The following is an 18,009-nucleotide window of genomic DNA, read 5'->3' as shown; positions in this document are numbered from 1 at the left end:
TAGCCATGTTCCACCACGAAACCTTCCCCAGCAGTCTCTTCAATGTGCCCCTGGCCAAGCCCCTGGCGCTGGATCCCGACTATCGGCCCCTGGCGCTGGGTGTGAAGAACTACCGCAAGGCCCTGGCCGCCCACGGCAGCCACGAAACCCTGGTGGTGGGGCTTGAGCAGAACTCGGGCAGCGTGGCCCGGCTCGAATTGAAAGTCTTCCCCTTGGCTGCTGGGCGGGACGTGGACAACCTTCGCTACGTGTCCTGGATGGTCAATGGCCTGCTCTGGGTGTGTGGTGGCTGGCGCGTGTCCGTGGGCGGCCCCAAGGCGCTCTGCGACGCCATCGTGGCCGAGTACAGCGTGGACGGCCCGTGGAAGTTCGAGCGGGAGATCATGGGCCAGGCCTTCAACCGCCCTTTTGAAGTGGTGGTGAAGAACCCCGCCGACATCGCCCCTGCTGGGAAGGGAGCCCTGACCCTGGGCGGCAACCTGAAGGGCTGCCGCATCGGCTTCGATCTGGGCGCCAGCGACTACAAGGTGGCCGCGGTGGTGGATGGCGAAGTGGTCTTCAGCACCGAGATTCCCTGGACGCCCAAGACCGAAGCTGACCCCGCCTACCACTACAAGTGCATCAACGACGGCTTCAAGCTCGCCGCCTCCCACATGCCGCGCCTGGACGCCATCGGTGGCTCCTCCGCGGGCATCCTGGTGGACAACCAGGTGATGGTGGCCTCGCTCTTCCGCGCCGTGCCCAAGGAGCGCTTCCTGCAGGACGTGAGCCCCATCTTCCTGAAGCTGCGCGAGGAGTGGAAGGTGCCCCTCGAAGTCATCAACGATGGCGATGTCACGGCCCTGGCCGGCGGCCTCTCGCTGGAGAAGAACGGCATCCTGGGCATTGCGCTGGGATCGAGCGAGGCCGTGGGCTTCCTCGATCGCAACGGCAAGATCACGGGCTGGCTGAACGAGCTGGCCTTCAGCACCGTGGACGCCAATCCCACCGCAGGCACGGACGACTGGTCCGGCAACCCCGGCGTGGGCGCCGCCTACTTCTCCCAGCAGGCCGTGGACAAGCTGGCGGGCCCCGCGGGCCTCAGCTTCCCCGCGGACATGGGCCTGCCCGAGCGCCTGAAGGAAGTGCAGGCCCTCATGGCCAAGGGTGACTCCGCGGCCCGCGCCATCTTCGAGACCATCGGCACCTACCTGGGCTACACGCTGCCCTGGTATGCCGAGTTCTACGACATGGAGCACGCCATGATCCTGGGCCGCGTCACCTCCGGCGAGGGCGGCGAGATCATCCTCGCCAAGGCCAAGGAGATTCTGGCGGCGGAATTCCCGGAGGTCGCCAAGGCCATCTCCATCTTCCTGCCCGACGAAAAGAGCCGTCGCGTGGGCCAGGCCGTGGCCGCCGCCAGCCTTCCGGCCCTCGCCTGAAGGCAGATCTGACGCTGTCGAAAGCAAGGAGACAGGATGTTCAAGCGATGGTTGGCCCTGTGGCTGTTCGGGACGCTGCTGTTCGGCGGCGTCCCTGACACCGGGACGTCGGTGCTGAGTGGAGGTTGGTCCATCCAGGCCGCCTCCAAGGCTGGCCCGGCCACGGGGCTTTCCGTCGCGGGTTTCAAGCCCGCCGGTTGGATCAAGGCCAGGGTTCCCGCCACGGTCATGGGTGCGCTGGTGGATGCGGGCGTGTACCGGGATCCCTACATGGGGAAGAACCTGGAGGCCATCTCTGCATTGCCTTTCCAGGAGGCTTGGTGGTACCGCACCGAGTTCATGGTGGCGGCGGCCCAGAAACGGTTGCACACGAGGCTGCTTCTGGATGGCGTCAACTACCGCGCCGATGTCTGGCTCAATGGTCAGCAGATCGCGGGCAGGGATGCGGTCTACGGAACCTTTCGCACCTTTGATCTCGACATCACCGCCCACCTCAAGGAAGGCGCGAACGCTCTGGCCATCCAGGTGCATCCGCCGGAGAAGGGCGATTTCTTCATGGGCTTCGTGGATTGGAATCCTGAACCCCAGGATCGCAACATGGGCCTCTTCCGCGAGGTGAAGCTCCGCCGCTCGGGCGCTGTTTCTCTCGAGAACGTCTATGTCCGCAGCGAGGTGGATCTCGCCACCCTGAAGGAATCCCGCCTCACCATCACCTCCGACCTGGTGAACCATGAAGCCCGAACGGTTTCCGGCGACATCACTGGAGACATCGGCGCCATCCATTTCAAGGTGTCCTACAGCTTGGGGCCCAAGGAAAGGAAGGCCCTCACCTTCTCGCCGGAAACGCAGCCCGTTCTTCGCATCCAGAACCCGCGCTTGTGGTGGCCCGTGAACCTGGGGCAGCCCGAGCTCTACACGTTGAACCTCGCCGTCCGGACAGGGCAGGGGGCCAGCCAGAGCAGCAGTGACGCCTTCAGCACACGCTTCGGCATCCGCCAGGTGGGCACTTATCTGAACGAGCAGGGCCACCGGGGCTTCATCGTCAATGGCCGCAAAGTGCTCATCCGCGGCGGTGGTTGGGTGGACGACCTCTTCCTGCGGGAAGACGAGAAGAACCTGGAAGCCCAGTTCCGCCACATCAAGCACATGAACCTCAACACGGTGCGCCTCGAAGGCTTCTGGGGCAGCAGCCAGAAGCTCTACAACCTGGCGGACCGCATGGGCCTGCTGGTGATGGTGGGCGTGAGCTGCCAGTGGGAGTGGATCGAGTACCTGGGCAAACCCCAGGAGGACGAAACCTTCGGTGCTGCCAAAACCCCTGACGAAATCCGCCTCATCGCCAGCTACCTGCGGGATCAGGTGCGCTGGCTCCGCAACCATCCCAGCATTCTGGTGTGGGTGCTGGGCAGTGACAAACTGCCCTGGCCCGAGGCCGAGAAACAGTACGCCGCAGATCTGAAGGAACTGGATCCGGCGCGGCCCTACCTGGCCGCCACCAAGAGCTGGACCAGCGCCCTCAGTGGACCCACCGGCGTGAAGATGCTGGGGCCCTACGACTACGTGACCCCCAACTACTGGTTCGAGGACACCACCCGCGGTGGCGCCTATGGCTTCAACACCGAAACGGGCCCAGGCCCGCAGATTCCGCCGCTCGCCTCACTCAAGCAGATGATCCCGGCCAAGGACCTGTGGCCCCTGAACAAGACCTGGGAGTTCCACTGCGGGCGCCACGAGTTCAACACGCTGGACCGCTATCTGAACGCCTACAGCCACCGCTATGGCGAGGCCGCCTCGGTGGAGGAATTCGCCTTCAAGGCCCAGGCCGCCAACTACGAAGGCATGCGCGCCATGTTCGAGGCCTTCGGTGTCAACCAGCCCAAGGCCACCGGCGTGGTGCAGTGGATGTTGAACGCCTCCTGGCCCAAGCTCTACTGGCAGCTCTACGACTACTACCTGACGCCCAACGGCGCCTACTTCGGTGCCCTCAAGGGCTGCCAGCCGCGCAACGTCGTCTACAACCGCGCCGCGAAAACGGTGCACGTGGTGAATGACACCCGCACACCCATCGCGGGCCTCAAGGTGAAGGCGCGGATGTTCAATGCCACCTCGGCAAAGGTCTTCGAGAAGGAGGTAGCGGTCGCCTGCGAACCTGGGGCCTCGGCGCAGGTGCTGGACCTCAAGGCAGTGGATGCAGGGTCGCCTCTCTACTTCCTTGACCTGCAGCTTTCAGAGAACGGCGCGCCCGTGGCGGACAACTTCTACTGGCTGTCCACCTCACCGGACACCCTGGACGATGCCCACGCCACCTGGTTCATGACGCCGAACACCGCCTTCGCCGACTTCAAGGGCCTGAGCACCCTGCCCCAGGCCCAGGTGAAGGTGGCCTCCCAATTCCAGAAAGGCATCGGCACCATCACGCTGACCAACGCCAGCGATCACCTGGCCTTCTTCTTGGAGCTGGGCCTGGTCCAGGGGCCTGGCAAGGGCGAGGTCCGTTCGGCGCTCTGGGATGACAACTACCTGTCCATCCCGCCCCATGAATCGAGGACCGTGCGCGTGCGCTTCGATCCCGCCGACCTGAGGGGCCAGACGCCGCGCGTCCGTCTCGCGGGTTGGAACATCCCCGCGCAGGACTGAGGAGCCAGACATGCACCGAAGCCTCTTCAAGGTCGGCCTGATCATGCTGATCTTCGTCGTGATTTCCTTCGTGACGAACATTCTCGATCCCATGGGCACGGATGTGCAGGCCTCCTTCCGGCTCACGGAGGCCCAGGTGGGCTACCTGGCCTCGGCCCTCTTTATCGCCTACGCCGTGATGTCCATTCCAGCGGGCATCCTCGTCGAAAAGTTTTCGGCCAAGGCCGTGCTGCTGGTGGCCTTCGCCTTTTCGGCGGCGGGCGCGCTGGCTTTTGCGGCCCGGCCCTCCTTTGCGGTGGCCATTCCCGCGCTGTTTGTCATCGGCGTGGGCTTCGCCATGCTGCAGGTGGTCATCAACCCGCTGCTGCGGGTTTCCGGGGGAGAAGAACACTACGCCTTCTTCGGCAACCTGTCCCAGATGATCTTTGCGCTGGGCTCGACGGTGAGCCCTCATCTTTACGTGTACCTGGTCAGTGGCATCCATGAGGGGAAGAAGGGGGGGCTCATCGGTGCCCTGACCAGGTTGGTGCCGGGGAACATGTCGTGGGTAGCCCTCTATTGGGTGTTCGCCGCGATCCTCGGCACCATGTTGGTGGTGATCGCCCTGGTCCGCCTGCCGAAGGTGGCCTTGGCCGAAGATGAAAAGGTGGGTTCTTTCTCCACCATTCTGCACCTTCTGAAAAGCAAGACAGTGTGGGCCTATTTCGTGGGCATCGTCTGCTACGTGGGCACCGAACAGGGCATCGCCACGAAGATCAAGCCCTTCCTCATGAACTGCCATCAGGTGGACCCGGATCTGGCCAATCGCGTGGCGGTGTCGGGCTTCTGGGGCGCCATGACACTGGGCTGTGCCGTGGGCCTAGTGTTGCTGAAACTCTTCGATGCCAAGAAGATCCTGGTGGTCTTCATGGCGGGCGGCATCCTCACCCTGCTGGCGGCGCTCTTCGGCAATCGCACCACGGCGCTGGTAGCCCTGCCCATGATGGGCTTCTGGTGTTCCGTGGGCTGGCCGCTGGTGTTCGCCCTGGCGCTCAACTCGGTGGACAAGCACCATGGCACCTTCGCGGGCATCCTCTGCACGGGCATCCTCGGCGGTGCCATCCTGCCCCCCCTCGTGGGCGTGATCGCGGATCACGCCGGTCCCATGGGGCTGCGCTACGGGCTGCTGGCCGTTCTTGGCACCTTCGCCTACCTGCTCCTGATCGGCTTCTGGGCCAATCCCATCATCTCGAACGCCACGCTGGGGAAGAGCGAGCCCCAGGCTGGGCAGGCCTGAGGAAACCATGGATACGAAGAACCTCATCGGCGTGGATCTGGGCGGCACTCACATGCGGGCGGGCCGCGTGGAGAACCAGAACCTCGTGGACCTGGCCTCCCGTCGCACCCCGGCCAGCGCCGAAGCGCAGGTGGTGGTGGATGATCTCATCGCCACCATCAGCTCCGTGTTCAACTCCGCCACCTCGGGCATCGGCATTGGCGTGCCCAGCGTGGTGGATGTGGAACAGGGCATCGTCTATAACGTGGAGAACATCGCCTCCTGGAAGGAAGTTCATCTGAAACGGGCTCTGGAGGATCATTTCCGGGTGCCGGTCCATGTGAACAATGACGCGAACTGCTTCGCCCTGGGTGAGTACCACTTCGGCAAGGGCCGCGGCGCCAAGGGCATGCTGGGCCTCGTGGTGGGCACGGGCCTGGGAGCGGGGCTCATCCTCAATGGCCGCCTCTATTCCGGCGTCAACTGCGGCGCCGGGGAAATCGGCAACATCCCCTTTCGGGACCATACCTACGAGTACTACGTCTGCGGGCAGCGCTTCCAGCGCGAGTTCGGAAAGAATGGCGGCGATCTGCACGCCTGCGCCCTGCGCGGCGATGAGGAAGCCTTGAAGGCCTTCCGAACCTTTGGCCGGGATTTCGGCAAAGTCATCGCCCTCGCCCTCTACGCCTTCGACCCCGACCGCATCATCCTGGGTGGCTCAGTGTCCAAGGCTTATGGTTTCTACCGGGAGGCCATGCTGGAGGAGCTCAAGGGGTTCATCTTCCAACAGTCTCTGAAACGCCTGGCCATCGAGGTGAGTGAGGAACCTCAGATCGCTGTTCTGGGCGCCGCCGCCCTATGTTTGGATGCCTTGGCCACCGCCAGGGTTAATATTGATGCATCATTATAATTAGTCCAACCGAGGTGACCCCATGACCCCATCCGCCCCTGACACCTCTCCGGCCCTGCTCCGGAACCTCCGTTACCTGCTTTTCATCGCGGGCCTCGGGGGGCTCCTCTACGGCATCGATGTGGGCATCATCGCCGGTGCGCTGCCCTACCTGGAGGCCACCTCCGGCCTCACCAGCAACCAGCTCTCCATCATCGTGGCAGCGGTGCTGCTGGGCAGCGTCATCTCCACGCTTTTTGCAGGTGCTTTGGCGGATCTCATGGGCCGCAAGAAGCTGATGATCGTCAGTGGCATCACCTTCGTGGCCAGCATCCCCATGATCGCCCTGGCGCATGGCTTCGGTCCGCTGGTGCTGGGCCGTCTGCTGCAGGGTGTGAGCGCGGGCCTGGTGGGGGTGGCGGTGCCTCTGTATCTCGCGGAGAGCCTCGATGCCTCCAACCGGGGGAAGGGCACGGGCGTCTTCCAGTGGCTGCTGACCCTGGGCATCTTCGCCGCCGCGCTCATCGCCTACGGCTTCAGCTTCAAGGTCCATGCCCTCGACGTGGCCGGCGACGCCCGGGCCCTCTTTGCCTTCAAGGATTTCGCCTGGCGCAGCATCTTCTGGGTGAGCATCCTGCCCGGGCTGCTCTTCGTGGTGGGCGCCTTCTTCGTGAGCGAGAGTCCGCGTTGGCTTTACAAGAAGGGCCTGGTCGATGAGGCCCGCGCCGCCCTGCTCAGGACCCGCTCCGAGGCCGAAGCGGAACTCGAGCTGAAGGAGATGGCCGAGGCGGCTCCCGAGAAGACCCTGGGCGAGAAGGTCAAGGACAGCCTGCTCAGCCGAAAGTACGTCATCCCCTTCCTGCTGGCCTGCGTCATCCTGGCCTGCAATCAGGCCACGGGCGTGAACTCGATCATCGGCTACAACGCCACCATCCTCATCCAGGCTGGTCTGGGCGACAACTCCGCGCACCTCGGCTACGTGATCTTCACCCTGGTGAACTTCCTGATGACCATGGTGGCCGTCGCGCTCGTGGATAAGAAGGGGCGCAAGTTCCTGCTGTCTGTGGGCAGTGCCGGCATCATCGCCTCGCTCCTGGTGACGGGCTTCATCTTCCGTCGCACGGAGCAGCACCGCGTGGATGTGTCCGCCGCCGTGCAGTCCCGGGTGGATGCCGAGCAGAGCGTAAAGCTGAAATTTGATCCCGCCGCCGCGGACCAGCTGCTGTCCACCGCGGGCGAGAAGGGCCGAGCCATCCAGGGTGCGCCCACCACCATGATCGTGATCTACAGCTACGGCGATTTCCGCGCGTCCACCAAGGTGGTGCGCTCCACGGACACGCTCAATGAGATCGCCATCACCCGCGATTCCTGTGTGCCCAAGGACAAGGCGAGCGCCCTGGCCGCCAAGCTGACGAACCCGGCGGGAGATGCGGATGCGGCCCGGACGGCGCCCCTCAAGGTGGAGGCCGCCCTCATCACGCCGGTGCCCAGCGCCGCCAATGGCTGGGTGATCGCCATCTGCACCTTCGCCTTCATCGCCTTCTTCGCCATGGGCCCCGGCGTCTGCGTGTGGCTGGCGCTTTCGGAGCTCATGCCCACCCGCATCCGATCCAACGGCATGAGTGTGGCCCTGCTCATCAACCAGGCGGTCTCCACCACCATCGCCGCCGTGTTCCTGCCCACGGTGGGCAAGTACGGTTACGGCACCATGTTCTTCCTGTTCGCAGGCTGCACAGTCGTCTACTTCATCACGGCTTTCTTCTTCCTGCCGGAAACCAAGGGCAAGACGCTGGAAGAAATCGAAGCCCATTTCGTCGGCAAGAAGTAGCCTCGGCCCTGCCTGGCATCCATCTCCTAAGGAACCCTCATGGAAGTCATCATTCTCCCCACCCAGCAAAAGGCCGCCCATCTCGTGGCACAGATCTTCGCCAAGGAGATGAAAGCCCATCCCAAGCTGGTACTGGGGCTCGCCACGGGCCGCACCATGGAACCGGTCTACAGCCTGCTGGTGGATCTCCACCGGCAGGCGGGGCTGGATTTCTCACAGTGCTCCACCTTCAACCTCGATGAATACATCGGCATTCCGGCCGACCATCCCTGCTCGTACCGCCACTACATGAACGAACTGCTGTTCAACCAGGTGAACATCACCAAGGCCAACACCCACCTGCCGGATGGCATGGCCACCGACCTGGCCGCCGAGTGCATTCGCTACGAGGGTGCCATTGCCCAGGCGGGCGGCATCGATCTGCAGCTGGTGGGCATCGGCAGCGATGGGCACATCGGTTTCAATGAACCCTCTTCTTCTCTGCGCTCCCGCACGAGAGAGAAGGCGCTCACGCCCGCCACCCTGGAGCAGAACGCTCCCATGTTCGGTGGCGATCCGGCCAACGTCCCCCGCCGCGCCATCACCATGGGGGTGGGCACCATTCTGGATTCCCGCCGCTGCCTCATGCTGGTGACGGGCAAGTCCAAGGCCTCCATCCTGGCCAAGGCAGTGGAAGGTCCCATCACCGCCATGGTCACGGCCACCGCGCTGCAGCTGCATCCCCGCTGCCAGGTGATCGTCGATGAGGAAGCCGCATCGGAGCTGAAGGAGATTGACTATCACCGCTGGGTCTTCGCCAACGAACCGGAGTGGGCGGAATTCCAGTACCTGCGCTGAGGTATCGGGCGCTCAGCCTGGCAAAACTTGTCGAACCACCGTTTCACAAAAAGAGGCACCCATTCAGAAGGATGGGTGCCTCTTTGAAAATCAGTTGCTGCTAGGAAACCTTGAACGTGCCCGCGAGATCCCCATCCGTCGTGATGATCTGGCCCGTGCGGCCGGAATCCACGAACCCGCCATTGGCCCAGTCGCGGATGCGGTAGAGGGTGGCGTAGGGGAAGGTGGGGGCGGTGCCGCCCTGGCCACCGACAATCTCACCGCCGCGGCGGACATTGTCGGACATCCAGCCGGGCAACGTGAGGTGGTAGGGGTTCCTTGCGACTTCCCCCTTGTGGAAGGAAATGGCTGCCACCAGATCGGCCACCTCGTCGGGGGTGGACTGCACCATCACATTGGGCGCGGTCATGGCGCGCCAGAACTCGGTTTCCACGATCATGCACTTGTAGTCGGGGCCGAAAGTCTTGAGGGCATCGGTCACCAGGAGATGGGTGCCGATGTGCGTGCTGTTCCAGTCCTGATCGTGGGGGAAGAAGATGATCGAGGGGCGCTGCTCGGAGATGATCTTGGCGATGACGCTCACGGCAGCGGCCCATTCGGTGGGGTTGCCCTCGCGGCCCTTGGGGTTGATGTTCAGCAGTCCGGTAGGGCTGGTCTGGATGAGACCCCAGCTCAGGAACTGGCAGGCGCCGGTCATTTCCTTGAAGCGCGCGCTCTGGCGATCCGCGCGGCTGCCCTGGGTGACGGCCACCACCTGCACGTTGTATTTGAGCTCTCGACGCAGGCGCAAGGGCAGGGCACCGATGATGGATTCATCGTCGGGATGCGGGGAGAACACGAGAACCCGGGGCGCATCGCTCGGAAGGGCGGGCGCCGGAGCAGGAGGAAGGTCTCCCAGGGGCGCCGTACGGGCCTCTTCCATGAGGCGCGCAATGCCATTGACATAAGAGCGATAAGGCTGACCCACGGGAGTTGCTCCTCATGTTGGAGTGGCTGTTTTGGTCGACGGAAAGCCACTGAAATCCACCCCGAATTTTATCACCCTTCCATGAAAGAGGATCGAGGGATCCGCCATCTCGAACGTGATTTTCGTGGGCCGTAAAATGGGCCCACTCCGGGCATGGCATCTTTGCCTGTCCTCCACGCACCGCCGACCCGGAGGAGTGGCCGGCTTGGGCTACCGGCGACCGCAAGGAGCTTGGAGCAGAATCGCGGGCGGGCAAAACTGACAGCACTGTGATCAAATCCATTGCCTGGGTTTATTCAGAAGCGAGTAGTCTCACCTTTTTGGAGAAACCATGAAAACCTCCAGCCTTTTGACGGGAGCCGCCCTTGGGTTGCTGGCTCTGGCCTCGCCCCTGAGCGCCCAGGGCGCTGCAAAGACAGGCGCCAGTGCGGCGAAAGCAGCCAAGCCCCAGTACGGCACTTTCGGCTTCGATGTGGCGGGCATGGATCGCACGGTCGCTCCCGGCGATGATTTCGGCCGGTTCGCCAGCGGGACCTACCTGAAGAACCTGGTCATTCCGGCGGACCGCTCCAATTACGGCATGTTTACCAAGCTCCGCGATCTGAGCCAGGACCGGACCCGGGTCATCGTGGAGGCCGCTGCGGCGCAGAAGGGCGCAAAGCCCGGCTCCGAGGCCCAGAAGGTGGGCGATTTCTACGCCAGCTTCCTGGACGAGGCCACCATCGAAGCGAAGGGCTTGGCGCCTATTCGGCCCCATCTTGATGGCATTTCCTCCATCAGCAACACCACCCAGCTGGCCAAGGCCTTTGGCATGGCGGCGCGCCTGGGCGTGTCCACGCCCGTGGGCGTGGGGCCCGAGCAGGATTTGAAAAACCCCGATGTCTACGCGGTCTACGTGGGGCAGGGTGGCCTTGGTCTGCCTGACCGCGACTACTACCTGGATGCGAAGAACCCGAAGTTCGCCGACATCCGCGGCAAGTACGTGGCCCACATCGCGGCCATGCTGAAACTGGCGGGCATCGACAACCCTGAGGCCCGCGCCCAGGGCATCTTTGCGCTGGAGACGAAACTGGCGGAAGTGCACTGGTCGAAGGTGGAAGAGCGTCAGATCGAGAAACTCTACAATCCCTACAAGGCAGCGGATCTGGCCGCTGCCTTCCCGGGCGTGGATTGGGTGGCGCTACTGAGTGCCGCCGGGGTTCAGGATCAGAAAGAACTGATCATCTCCCATCCCAGCGCCATCAAGGGTACGGGCGCCCTGCTGACCAGCCTGCCCCTCGATACCTGGAAGGACTACCTCCGCTTCCACACCCTCAGCCGCGCGGCCACCTGCCTGCCCAAGGCCTTCGTGGATGAGAACTTTGCCTTCTACGGCACGGTTCTGTCGGGCCAGCCCGAGAACCAGCCGCGCTGGAAGCGCGGCGTGGATGCTGCCACCTCTGCCCTGGGCGAAGCGGTAGGGAAGCTGTACGTGGCGAAGTATTTCCCGCCCGAAGCCAAGCGCCAGATGGATCTGCTCGTGAAGAACATCATTGCCGCCATGGATGTGCGCCTGTCCAACCTGACCTGGATGGACCCCAAGACCAAGATCGAAGCCCGCGCCAAGCTGGCCAAGTTCACGCCGAAGATCGGCTATCCCAGCCACTGGCGGGACTACTCGAAGCTGGAGATCCGCCGCGGTGATGCGCTGGGTAACGCCATGCGTGCGGCCGCGTTCGAGTACCAGCGGTCGCTGGACAAGATCGGCAAGCCCATCGACCGCTCGGAATGGGGCATGACGCCCATGACGGTGAACGCCTATGCCAATCCGCTCTGGAACGAGATCGTGTTCCCTGCGGCCATCCTGCAGCCGCCCTTCTTCGATGCGCACGCTGATCCGGCAGTGAACTACGGCGCCATCGGCGTGGTCATTGGCCATGAGATCAGCCACCACTTCGACGATCAGGGCCGCAAGTTCGACAAGGAGGGCAAACTCTCCGACTGGTGGACCGCCGAAGATGTGAAGCGTTTCACAGCCCTCACGGACAAGGTGGTCAAGCAGTACGCGGCCTATGAGCCGCTGCCGGGCACCCACGTGAACGGCGAGCTGACCCTCGGCGAGAACATGGCCGATTTGGCCGGTGCCAACGTGGCCTACGATGCCTACCACAAGTCGCTGCAGGGCAAGCCGGCCAAGGTTCTGGGCGGCTTCACAGGCGACCAGCGCTTCTTCCTGGGCTTCGCCCAGGTGTGGCGCCAGAAGTACCGGGATGAGTCCCTGCTCCAGCAGCTGGTCACCAACGAGCACACCCCTGGCCACCTCCGCCCCAACGTGGTGCGTAACCTGGATGGCTGGTACCCGGCCTTCAGCGTGAAGCCGGGTCAGGGCCTCTATCTGGCGCCGGAAGACCGCATCAAGGTCTGGTAATCCTGCACGGATTCATTGGGAAAGGGCCGCCTTAGGGCGGCCCTTTTTGACGGCGGGCCTGTCCACCTGGCGCGGATCAGCGCCACAGGACAACCAATCGCCGATGAAGGGCATCGGTTTGGCGGAACGGCTCAAGAATGCCGGGGCCGCTTTTATGATGCATCTTCCGGAGCCGACATGAGACGAATGCACGCGATTCTACTTGCGCTTGGCCTGGTCGCTTTTCCTGTTTGCCCATCCCAGGCCCAAAACGGGCCCGACGCCACCTCCAAACCTCCCCGTGGCAGCAAAGGGGTCGTCCCCGAGGAAGGAGCCTCCTATCCCATGACCCAGAAACCCGCCTCCCCTTCTCTGCCTCATGTGGTCCATTTCGAGTTCACTGTGCCGGATCCGGAACAAGCCGGAAGGTTCTATGCTCAGGTCTTCGGGTGGTCCATCCAGAAATTGCCGGATCCTGTCCGGTATTGGCAGATCAAGGCCGCGGGAAACGCCAAAGAGGGAATCACCGGGGGCATCGTCCAATCGAAGTCAGGCGCTCCCCGCGTCTCTGTCACCATCCAAGTTGAATCGCTGGATGAAACCTGTGCCAAAGTGCTGCAGGAGGGGGGAGCGCTGGTTACGGAAAGACAGGCCATCCCCGGTTTTGGCCTGCACATCCTATGCAAGGACCCCCAGGGCAACTTTTTTGCACTGATTCAGTCCATGTGACATCAGGGGGCCGGCGCTTTCAGTCCATCTATCACCGACGGAAGTCCACCGCTGAGCCACCCGGTCCATGAAGGTGGCGTGGAGGCTTTGGTGTGATTGGGTGGAAGAGGCCACCTCGCGGTATTTGCTTCCCCTATGGAGAGGGACCTGTGACCGTGTGGAGGTCGATCCCAAAAAGGAGTGTGCCCATGCGGTGGCTTCCCCGCCTCTTTCTCTCTGCCGTGGCTGCCGTGGCCATGGCCCAAACGTCCGCGCCCGAAGTGGCTGCGCGGCTGAAACCGCTGGATGCCTACATGGCCAAGGTCATGAAGGATTTCAACAGCCCGGGCATCGGCATCGCCGTGGTGTCGGGCGATCAGCTGGTCTTCGCCAAGGGCTATGGCTACCGGGACTACGGCAAGAAGCTGCCCTTCACCTCGAAGACCCTCTTCCAGATCGCGTCGAACTCCAAACTGTTCACGGCGGTGTCGGCGGGCATGCTGGTGGAGGAGGGCAAGCTCAGCTGGGACCAGCCCATCAAGGAATCGGTGCCGTCCATCCGCTTCTACGACGAGAACCTCAACGCGCGGGTGACCCTGCGCGACATGCTGGCCCACCGCACGGGCATCACCCGCCACGACACGATCTGGTACAAGTCTCCAGATTCCCGCGCATTGCTGTTCCAGAAGCTCCAGTACATGGAACCCAAGGAGCCCATGCGCCAGCTCTTCCTCTACAACAACATGATGTACGCGGCGGTGGGGCAGGTCATCGAGCTCAAGTCGGGCAAGACCTGGGAGGAGTTCGTCCGCCAGCGCATCTTCCAGCCGCTGGAGATGAACCAGAGCCTCTACAGCGTGGCGGACATGGTGAAGCAGCCCGATTTCGGCGTGGGCTTCACAGAGAAGCGCGACAGCTTCGAGCTGTACCAGGCGCCCTACTACGAGGATACGGCCGGCATGGCGCCCTGCGGTGCCATCATCTCCAGCCTGGAGGACATGTCGCACTGGCTGGCGGCGCTCATGAATGACGGAAAGTACAAGGGCCAGCAGGTGCTGCCATCGGCGGTGCTGAAGGCGACCCTGGAGCCCGCCATCGGCCTCAGCAATCCCAATCCCGAATCCCGCGGCTGGTGGGAAGTGCTGAATCCCGCCTATGGCATGGCGCGGGAGATGGCCACCTACTGTGGCCACCTGCTGACCTTCCATGGGGGCGATCTGCCAGGCTTCCATTCCCAGGTGTCCTTCATGCCCAAGGAGAAGCTGGGCGTCATCGTGTTCGTGCTCGGCAACCACGATGCGATGCTCTACAACCCGATCTCCTACAACGTGTACGAATTCTTGCTGGGCCTCGATCAAACGCCCTGGCCGGCCCGCATGCTGGACATCCGTCTCAAGGGCAAGAAGGAGGGCACCGCTTCCCGTGCCAAGGCCGGCGCGGATCAGGTGAAGGGTACCCATCCCTCCCACCCATTGGATGATTTCACCGGTGAATTCGAGCATCCCGCCTACGGGATTCTCACCATCGGCAAGGTGGGCGACCAGTTGCAGTTCGACTTCCACAAGATGAAATTCGCGCTGAGCCACTTCCATTACGATCGGTTCGACACGGCCGATGACGAGGAAGACGGCAAGTGGTCCGTGAATTTCCAGACCAGCCCCCAGGGCGACGTGGACAGGGCTGTCATGAGCCTGGATGAATCCGAAGCCACCTTTGTGCGCCGGGCCCCGGCCCTGGATCCGGCCATGGCCGGAAAGCTGGTGGGTACTTACGAGACCGCCACGGGCTACAAGGTGCAGGTTCAATTCAAAGAGGGGGCCGGCTTGGCGATCGTCGCCCCAGGGCAGCCTCAGACGAAGCTCCTGCCCTACCGCGGTCTGAAATTCCGCAGTCCTGAATTTTCTGATCTCATCTTTGAGTTCGTGCTGGTGAACGGCCAGGTGACCTCCCTCAAACAGATCGACCCCAGCGGGGAAAGCCTGCTCACCCGCAAGTAGGGTTGAACATGAAAGGGGCCGCCCACGGGCGGCCCCTTTAGGCAAGTGAATGGCGGCTCAGTTCTTCAGGATTTGTACCGGGCCGAAGTGTTCGAGCTCAGCCTTGGCCTTCGCCTCATCCCCCACCACCACCACGGACTGGTCCTTGGAGGCGAAGTAGGCGCGGCCGATGCGGCGCACTTCCGCCGCGGAGACCGCGTTCACCTTGGGGATGAACTCGGAGAGGGCTTCGGGTTTCTGGCCGTTCACCCAGTAGAGGGCCAGGGTGCCCGTGAGGGCCCGGAGCATCTGGTTCTGGAAGAGGGTGGTGCCGCCCATGTAGCGCTTGGCGCGCAGCAGCTCATCTTCCCCGACGGTGGTGGTGCCCATGCGGTCCATCTCGTAGAAGATCTCCATCAGGCTGGCCGCGGTCACCTCGGTGCGCACATCGGCGCGCACGGTGTAGCTTCCGCCCGCCTGCATGCCTGCGGCGCGGGCGCCGGGCGAGTAGGTGTAGCCCTTGTCCTCTCGGATGTTCTTGGTGATGCGGCTGTCGAAGGAACCGCCCAGGATCACGTTGGCCAGCTGCAGCGGGATGTAGTCCGGGTGGGTGACCGGCACGGCGGGGCGCCCCACGCGCAGGGTGGACTGCACCGAACCGGGCCGGGGCAGCAGCTGGAATTGGTGGGCTGAAGTGGCGGGTGCCTGGGGCAGGGGCTTGAGTGCGGCCCCGGCATCCTTCCAGTCGCCGAAGGCGGCGGTGATCAGCTTGAGGGTGCTGTCCACCTGCAGGTCGCCGCTGATGACGAGCGCGGCCTGGCTGGGCTGGAACCGGCCCTGGTGGAGGGCGCGCAGGGTTTCGGGCGTGGCGGCCTTCAGCACCTCGGGGCTGACGGAGAAGAAGGCATAGGGATGGTCGCCGAAGATGGCCGCGTTGAAGGCCTTGCCGGCCTTGAAGGCGGGGCTGGCTTCCTGGGCCTGCAGGCCCTGCAGGGTGTTCGCCTTGGCGAGCTCCACCTCGTTGGCGGGGAAGGCGGGGTGCCGGGCCACGTCCGCCAGGAGATCAAGCAGGGTGGGCAGCCCGTGGCTCAGGCTCGAAGCTTGGATGAAGACGGCGTCGGGGCCCGCGTACCCGCCCAGGTCGCCGCCGATGGTTTGGAGTTCCTCGGCGATCTGTTTGGAGCTGCGCCGGGCGGTGCCCTCCGTCAGCAGGCCCGCCATGAGGCCGCTCAGGCCCTGGGCTGTGGGGGCATCATGGGCGTTGCCGCCGCGCACGGCGAGGGTGGCGGCGACCTTGGGGAAACCCGGGCGGTTCAGGAGCCAGACCGTGAGCCCATTGGGCAGGGTGCGCTGCGTGATGGCCAGGGGCGGGATCGGGCGTTCGGCGCCGTAGGGCGGCAGGTCCTTGGGCAGGGGCGCTTCCTCGTGGCCGGCGAAGAGGCCGAGCCCGCAGGAGGCGAGCATCAGAACCAGGGCGTGGCGGGTGAGCTTCATGTCCATCTCCTCAGTTCTTCGCCGGGGCGGTGTGGTAGTCGATGACGGTGCGGTTGGGCCGGGTCAGGTAGGTGGCGGCCACGCGTTTGAGGTCTTCGGCCGTCACACCTTCGATGAGCTTGGGGATCTCATTGATCTGGGCTGCGCTGCCCCAGAGGGCCTGCATCTTCGCGAGGACATCCGCACGCGACAGGGGGATTTCCACCTCGGAGTAGTAGTCGGACAGCATCTTGGTTTTGGTACGCTCCAACTCGGCGGCGGAGACACCCTGTTTGCCGACCGAGGCGATAATCTCGTCCACCGCAGCGAGGATCTTGTCGGCGTCCGCATTGGGCTTGTAGAGGGCGAAGAGGCTGAACAGGGTCTGGCCGTCGAAATCCCAGGGGCCGCCCAGGGCGGAGTTGAGGCCGCCGCTGGCGTTCAGCAGCAGCTCCTTGCCCTTCACCAGCCCGAGGTAGACGCGGGAGGCTTCGCCGCCCACCAGCAGCTCGGACAGCACGGCGGCGGCCGCATGATCCTTGCTGCCGCGCTCAGGCATCTTCCAGCCCATCACGATGGCGGGCACCCGGGCCAGGGGGTCCGTCTTCACCAGACGCACTTCCTGGGTGTTCAGGGGCTCCTTGAGATCGGGCAGGGCGGGTTTGGGCCCGCTGGGAATGTGGCCGAAGTGTTTTTCAACGAGCGCGAAGACCTCCGCCGCCTTCACGTCTCCGGCGATGCCGAGCACGGCATTGCTGGGGGTGTAGTAGGTGCTGTGGAAGGTTTGCACGTCCTTCAGGTCGGCGCGGTCCAGATCCTCGAAGGACCCGTAACCGTCGTGGTTGTTTTCCCATTTCGCGTAGGCCGCGGCGGGAAGGTCCAGCCAGAACGAGCCGTAGGGCTGGTTCTTCACGTTGACGCGGATCTCCTCCTTCACCACTTCCTGCTGGTTCTTGAGGTTCTGGGGGGAAAAATCCAGGGCCTTGAGCCGGTCGGCTTCCAGCCAAAGAATGGGCTCCAGGGCCGAAGCGGGCGCCGACTCGATGTAGTTCGTGAAGTCATAGCGGGTGGAGCCGTTGTTCAGGCCGCCACCGCCCTGGATGACGCGGTCGAACACGCCCTTCTTCGCCACGGGGGTGCCCTCGAACATCATGTGCTCAAAGAGGTGCGCGAAGCCTGTGCGGCCCTTGGGTTCCAGCCGCATGCCCACGCGGTAGACCATGCTCACCCCCACCGTGGGCATGGCGTGGTCCTCGGAAACCACCACGGTCAGGCCGTTGGCGAGGGTTTTCACCTCCACGGGCACCCGCCACACCGGGCGTTTGGCCGATGGATCAGGGCCAGCCACGAGGGCGGCTCCCACCAGGAAGGGGGTCAAGGACCTGAGGCGCATGCATGGCTCCTGAGAAAGAAACGGGCTGGGCCCGTCGGAAAAGGCTGGGGTGGTTTCCACGATAGTCGCATCCCGGGCGAGGTATCGAGACAGATCAAATCCCCGCTAGGTCCCTGGAAGGTCGACCTGCGTCTTCCCAAAGGGCTCTCAGGCCAGAAGCCACCCTTATGCCCATCGACTCTCGATCAACATGGCGGCCGGAGTGGATCCGGGATCCGCGGGATGCTCCAATGACCCCA

General features: G+C 63.8%; 12 protein-coding genes. 9 read left to right on the top strand and 3 right to left on the bottom strand.

Annotated elements, in window-relative coordinates; genetic code table 11:
- Positions 1–5 precede the first annotated feature (5 nt).
- The 6 genes from Q9293_RS14950 to nagB are packed head-to-tail and all read left to right on the top strand — an operon-like array spanning position 6 to position 8,867.
- Positions 6–1,421, top strand: a complete 1,416-nt coding sequence (locus Q9293_RS14950; RefSeq protein WP_306247916.1) for a hypothetical protein — start codon at positions 6–8, stop codon at positions 1,419–1,421.
- A gap of 36 nt (positions 1,422–1,457) precedes the next feature.
- Complete coding sequence (locus tag Q9293_RS14945) at positions 1,458–4,058, top strand: glycoside hydrolase family 2 TIM barrel-domain containing protein (protein WP_306247914.1); 2,601 nt, start codon at positions 1,458–1,460, stop codon at positions 4,056–4,058.
- 10 nt (positions 4,059–4,068) lie between these two features.
- Entirely contained in the window at positions 4,069–5,334 is a 1,266-nt protein-coding gene (locus Q9293_RS14940) for an MFS transporter (RefSeq protein ID WP_306247913.1), read from the top strand.
- A gap of 7 nt (positions 5,335–5,341) precedes the next feature.
- A complete protein-coding gene (locus Q9293_RS14935; RefSeq protein ID WP_306247911.1) occupies positions 5,342–6,223 on the top strand; it encodes an ROK family protein in 882 nt (293 codons plus the stop codon).
- Positions 6,224–6,245: 22 nt separating this feature from the next.
- Positions 6,246–8,030, top strand: coding sequence for an MFS transporter (locus Q9293_RS14930; protein ID WP_306247909.1), 1,785 nt, complete (start codon positions 6,246–6,248; stop codon positions 8,028–8,030).
- A gap of 39 nt (positions 8,031–8,069) precedes the next feature.
- The gene (nagB, locus tag Q9293_RS14925) at positions 8,070–8,867 is read left to right on the top strand and encodes a glucosamine-6-phosphate deaminase (RefSeq protein ID WP_306247907.1); all 798 of its coding nucleotides are present in this window, start codon (positions 8,070–8,072) and stop codon (positions 8,865–8,867) included.
- Between the two features lie 100 nt (positions 8,868–8,967).
- On the opposite strand, the gene Q9293_RS14920 is transcribed toward nagB, so the two are convergent.
- On the bottom strand, positions 8,968–9,834 hold the full coding sequence (locus Q9293_RS14920) for a PIG-L deacetylase family protein (protein WP_306247905.1): 867 nt from the start codon (positions 9,832–9,834) through the stop codon (positions 8,968–8,970).
- Positions 9,835–10,165: 331 nt separating this feature from the next.
- Between Q9293_RS14920 and Q9293_RS14915 the strand changes: the two genes are divergently transcribed.
- From Q9293_RS14915 to Q9293_RS14905, 3 genes are all read left to right on the top strand, one after another.
- Positions 10,166–12,241, top strand: coding sequence for a M13 family metallopeptidase (locus Q9293_RS14915; protein WP_306247903.1), 2,076 nt, complete (start codon positions 10,166–10,168; stop codon positions 12,239–12,241).
- 324 nt (positions 12,242–12,565) lie between these two features.
- Positions 12,566–12,949: a VOC family protein gene (locus Q9293_RS14910; RefSeq protein WP_306247901.1), complete on the top strand. Its 384-nt coding sequence runs from the start codon at positions 12,566–12,568 to the stop codon at positions 12,947–12,949.
- A gap of 188 nt (positions 12,950–13,137) precedes the next feature.
- A complete protein-coding gene (locus tag Q9293_RS14905; RefSeq protein ID WP_306247899.1) occupies positions 13,138–14,925 on the top strand; it encodes a serine hydrolase in 1,788 nt (595 codons plus the stop codon).
- A gap of 57 nt (positions 14,926–14,982) precedes the next feature.
- On the opposite strand, the gene Q9293_RS14900 is transcribed toward Q9293_RS14905, so the two are convergent.
- A complete protein-coding gene (locus tag Q9293_RS14900) occupies positions 14,983–16,398 on the bottom strand; it encodes a pitrilysin family protein (protein WP_306247898.1) in 1,416 nt (471 codons plus the stop codon).
- A 10-nt stretch (positions 16,399–16,408) separates the two neighbouring features.
- Entirely contained in the window at positions 16,409–17,770 is a 1,362-nt protein-coding gene (locus tag Q9293_RS14895) for a pitrilysin family protein (protein ID WP_306247895.1), read from the bottom strand.
- Positions 17,771–18,009 lie beyond the last annotated feature (239 nt).

It is taken from the genome of Geothrix sp. PMB-07 (assembly GCF_030758935.1).
In the GTDB taxonomy this organism is placed as follows: Bacteria; Acidobacteriota; Holophagae; order Holophagales; family Holophagaceae; genus Geothrix.
Note: the sequence above shows the minus strand (reverse complement) of the source record. Positions and strands in the feature narration are given on the sequence as shown.

What these genes read in the sequence shown, in the direction of transcription:
- Q9293_RS14950 (WP_306247916.1), top strand. Translation starts at nt 6, where the DNA reads ATGTTCCACCACGAAACCTTCCCCAGCAGTCTCTTCAATGTGCCCCTG.
- Q9293_RS14945 (WP_306247914.1), top strand. Translation starts at nt 1,458, where the DNA reads ATGTTCAAGCGATGGTTGGCCCTGTGGCTGTTCGGGACGCTGCTGTTC.
- Q9293_RS14940 (WP_306247913.1), top strand. Translation starts at nt 4,069, where the DNA reads ATGCACCGAAGCCTCTTCAAGGTCGGCCTGATCATGCTGATCTTCGTC.
- Q9293_RS14935 (WP_306247911.1), top strand. Translation starts at nt 5,342, where the DNA reads ATGGATACGAAGAACCTCATCGGCGTGGATCTGGGCGGCACTCACATG.
- Q9293_RS14930 (WP_306247909.1), top strand. Translation starts at nt 6,246, where the DNA reads ATGACCCCATCCGCCCCTGACACCTCTCCGGCCCTGCTCCGGAACCTC.
- nagB (WP_306247907.1), top strand. Translation starts at nt 8,070, where the DNA reads ATGGAAGTCATCATTCTCCCCACCCAGCAAAAGGCCGCCCATCTCGTG.
- Q9293_RS14915 (WP_306247903.1), top strand. Translation starts at nt 10,166, where the DNA reads ATGAAAACCTCCAGCCTTTTGACGGGAGCCGCCCTTGGGTTGCTGGCT.
- Q9293_RS14910 (WP_306247901.1), top strand. Translation starts at nt 12,566, where the DNA reads ATGACCCAGAAACCCGCCTCCCCTTCTCTGCCTCATGTGGTCCATTTC.
- Q9293_RS14905 (WP_306247899.1), top strand. Translation starts at nt 13,138, where the DNA reads ATGCGGTGGCTTCCCCGCCTCTTTCTCTCTGCCGTGGCTGCCGTGGCC.
- Q9293_RS14900 (WP_306247898.1), bottom strand. Translation starts at nt 16,398, where the DNA reads ATGAAGCTCACCCGCCACGCCCTGGTTCTGATGCTCGCCTCCTGCGGG.
- Q9293_RS14895 (WP_306247895.1), bottom strand. Translation starts at nt 17,770, where the DNA reads ATGCGCCTCAGGTCCTTGACCCCCTTCCTGGTGGGAGCCGCCCTCGTG.